This is a genomic window from Zavarzinella formosa DSM 19928, assembly GCF_000255705.1.
GTDB lineage: Bacteria > Planctomycetota > Planctomycetia > Gemmatales > Gemmataceae > Zavarzinella > Zavarzinella formosa.
On sequence record NZ_JH636446.1, the window covers coordinates 375,738 to 378,951 of the forward strand.

Consider the following 3,214-nt stretch of genomic DNA (forward strand, 5'->3'; position numbering starts at 1 on the left):
AGCGGGCGCGGCGACCGACCAGTGGAAAATCCGCAACATCCGTCTGGTCGGCGGCGGCACGAACTTCGGCTCCGGCGGCGACCGACTGCTGGGCCTCACCGACGGCACGACCGTGTGGACCACGGTGGCCAACGCCGACATCGAAGCCGCCCCCTCGGCGACGCTGGATTGGGGCAACTCGAAAGTGCCGTTCCTGACCGGGACATCCGACACCGTTTCGGCGGCGGGCGCCCAGATCTACTTCCAATACTCGGGCGGCACCCCGGCGACTCCTCACACCACGGGTTCGATCAAGTTCTCCGTGTGCCTGGAAAAGGTCGCCTGATGAAGCCGCACCACATCCTGACGGGCTTCAAGGGCAGTCAAGACGGCCACGGCGACGGACAGGAATTCGTCGCCGGGACAACGGCTCATCTCTCCAACGACCTCGCCCGCATCGCCGTGGGCGAGGGCTGGGCCAAGCCGCTGGCCACCGGTGGTGTGGTGACTCAACCGGAACGACTTCCGTTGGTCGGCGAGACGCCTTCGGAAACCGTCATCCCGGATGACGCCCCGCCGGCGGAGGACCGCGAAACCAAGGTGGTCGAGCCGGAGGAAACCAAGCCCGCGAAAAAGTTTGAGAAGAAGGGCAAGAAATAATGCCCTCAGCCAGTCAGTTCCAATCCCGTCTCTGCCAGACCACCGTCACCATCTCCTCTTCCGGGACCGCCTCGGGCGAGGCCGATCTCGGCGGGACCACTTTGGTGGGAGTCATGCTGCCGGCCGCCCTCACCGGCACGACGCTGACCTTCACCGCCGCCGCAACCGGCGGGGGAACCTCCAACCCCGTCACCGGGTCCAACGGCTCGGCCCTGAGCTTTACCGTCGCGGCCAACAAGTACCTGGCCATCGACCCGGCGTTGTTCCACGGCATCCAGTTCATCAAGGCCGTCAGCGGCTCTGCCGAGGGTGCCTCGCGTGATCTGATCCTGTACAGCAAGGCGCTTTGATGACCGTGTTCAACCCGTTGTTCCGCTTTTTGATGCGTCCCTCTGTGGTCTCCACGACCAAAAACGAACTGGTCATTGGCTTCAAACCCCGGCGCGGCACGAAGCGCCTAATCATCCTTGGCCATATATTGACCGGGCGAATCAAATTCCGCGTGCGGCTACGTTGATGCGTCCCCGCCGCACGATCACGGTTGTCACCAACCCGGCCTCCGACCCGGTCACGCTGGCCGAGGCGAAGGCCTGGCTCAGGATCGACACCACGGACGAGGACGCCTTGCTTGCCCAACTCATCTCGGCGACCACCGACTCGGCCGAGCAGCACACCCGCCGCTCGCTTGTCACCCGCACGCTGCGGCTCACGCTCGACCAGACCTGCAACGACCTCTACCGGGACTTGGGCGAGGGAGTGTATGACCTGCCCAGCACTTTTCTTTATGGAGGGCTGCCTCGCGTGATTGAACTGCCCAAGTGCCCGGTCCAAGCCATCACGTCGGTGACCACTTACGACCCCGACAACGCCTCCGCTGTCTATTCCCCATCGAATTACTCCTTGAACACCGACGGCACCCGGCTTTCCCTCAATCAAGACGCCGTCTGGCCCGGCCCGCTGCGCCAGGTCGGGGCCTGCGAGATCGTTTACACGGCGGGCTACGGGGATTCTTCCTCCATTCCCCCCTCGATCAAAACCGCCATCCTCATGCTCGTCGCCCACCTGTACGAGTCGCGCGGAGCCTGCGACGGCGACATGCCCGCCGGTTGCGCCGCCATGTTGAACAAATACCGCATCATGGACGGGCTGTTGTATGGCTGACACCTGCGGTGAGTTCGCCAAGATGAAACACCGCGTCTCGTTGCAAGCGGTCAGTCAGGTGTCAGACGGCCAGGGCGGTTACACCGAGTCATGGGCGACCTTCGCCACCGTCTGGGCCTCCATCCGTCCGGCCAAGGGCTACGAGAAGTTCCAAGCCGCCCAGCTTCAGACTCCCGTCACTCACAAGATCACCATCCGTTACCGCAGTGACGTGACCACCAAGCACAGAATCCTCTTCGGAACGCGCGTCTTCGGGATCAAGGAGGCGCTGAACCGCGACGAGGCGAAACAATACCTCGACATCCAGGCCATCGAACAACAATAGGAGCCACTATGAACACCACCGGAACCGGAGCCGTGCTGCCGCAGGGAAGCCCAATCGACACGCTGCCCGAGGGCGGCTATGAAGTCACCATCGACGGCCTCGACGACAGCGGCCTGCTTCGCTGTGTCTACCCCAATGGCTTTGTGAAGCACCATCAGGTGAACACCGTCGAAGAACTGGCGGTCCGCGTGACCAACCAGCTTCGGGCGCGCTACGGCGCCAATGAGATCGTGTTCGCCCAGGCCCCGGCCTCGCTCGACGCCGGTCAATCCTTCGTCGTGGAGGGCTAAGGCATGGCCAGCAACCTCAAAGTCGCGGCCACGGCCAAGAACGCCGGTCTGGACGCCAAATACACCACGGCCATCGGCACTTCCGGCCTGCTCCGCATTTATTCTGGCACCCAACCGACCAACCCCGACACCGCCCTGTCCGGCAACACCGTTCTCGCCGAGCTTGCCTTGAGTTCGACCTTCGCGGCGGGCGCGTCCGGGGGCGTCCTGACGGCCAACTCCATCACTTCGGACACCAGCGCCGACAACACCGGCACGGCGACATTCTTTTCCTTGCTTACCAGCGGCGGCACGCGCAAAGTGGATGGTTCGGTCGGAACGAGTGGAGCGGATCTGAACCTCAATACCACCAGCATTGTTTCCGGGGCGCAAGTCAGCGTTTCAAGTCTGACCATTACCAGCGGCAATTAGCCTCCGTGGCCAATCGCTTCTGGGTCGGCAGCACAGGCACTTGGGACACCACCGCCGGTGTCAAGTGGGCGGCCAACTCCGGCGGCACCGGCGGCCAGTCGGTCCCCACCGCCGCCGATGATGTCTTTTTCACCGCCCCCTCCGTTGGCACGATCACCATCGGGACCGGCGCGGTCTGCCGCTCCATTAATTTCACGGGCTTCAACGGCACGCTGACCGGAAGCGGAACCCTGACCGTGGGAACCAGCACGTCGGGTTCGGTCACCTTCTCGTCCGGCATGACCCAAAGCTGGGGCGGAACGCTTTCATTGGTCTCCACGACCACCGGCAACAACATCACCATGGCGGGCAAGGGCATCGCCGCCCTGAGCATCACCGGCGTCGGCGG

At 63.7% G+C, this 3,214-nt stretch carries 7 protein-coding genes and 1 pseudogene; all 8 read left to right on the plus strand.

All coding sequences use genetic code 11. The annotated features are described in order from the left end of the window. Positions 1 to 325 (plus strand): hypothetical protein (locus BGIM_RS0136320; RefSeq protein WP_202947363.1); only part of this gene is annotated, 325 nt, incomplete at its 5' end. Beyond that, entirely contained in the window at positions 325 to 639 is a 315-nt protein-coding gene (locus BGIM_RS0136325; protein WP_020474558.1) for a hypothetical protein, read from the plus strand. The genes BGIM_RS0136320 and BGIM_RS0136325, both read left to right, overlap by 1 nt. Continuing rightward, entirely contained in the window at positions 639 to 989 is a 351-nt protein-coding gene (locus BGIM_RS0136330) for a hypothetical protein (protein ID WP_020474559.1), read from the plus strand. The genes BGIM_RS0136325 and BGIM_RS0136330 overlap by 1 nt, the downstream gene beginning before the upstream one ends. A 166-nt stretch (positions 990 to 1,155) precedes the next feature. Beyond that, on the plus strand, positions 1,156 to 1,800 hold the full coding sequence (locus tag BGIM_RS0136340) for a head-tail connector protein (protein WP_020474561.1): 645 nt from the start codon (positions 1,156 to 1,158) through the stop codon (positions 1,798 to 1,800). Beyond that, positions 1,793 to 2,125, plus strand: a complete 333-nt coding sequence (locus BGIM_RS0136345; RefSeq protein ID WP_020474562.1) for a phage head closure protein — start codon at positions 1,793 to 1,795, stop codon at positions 2,123 to 2,125. Before BGIM_RS0136340 ends, BGIM_RS0136345 begins: the two co-directional genes overlap by 8 nt. An 8-nt stretch (positions 2,126 to 2,133) precedes the next feature. Continuing rightward, positions 2,134 to 2,415, plus strand: a complete 282-nt coding sequence (locus BGIM_RS0136350; protein WP_020474563.1) for a hypothetical protein — start codon at positions 2,134 to 2,136, stop codon at positions 2,413 to 2,415. Positions 2,416 to 2,418: 3 nt separating this feature from the next. Beyond that, positions 2,419 to 2,826: a hypothetical protein gene (locus BGIM_RS0136355; RefSeq protein ID WP_020474564.1), complete on the plus strand. Its 408-nt coding sequence runs from the start codon at positions 2,419 to 2,421 to the stop codon at positions 2,824 to 2,826. Between the two features lie 5 nt (positions 2,827 to 2,831). Beyond that, positions 2,832 to 3,214, plus strand: a pseudogene (locus BGIM_RS65150) (hypothetical protein); the annotation flags it as partial.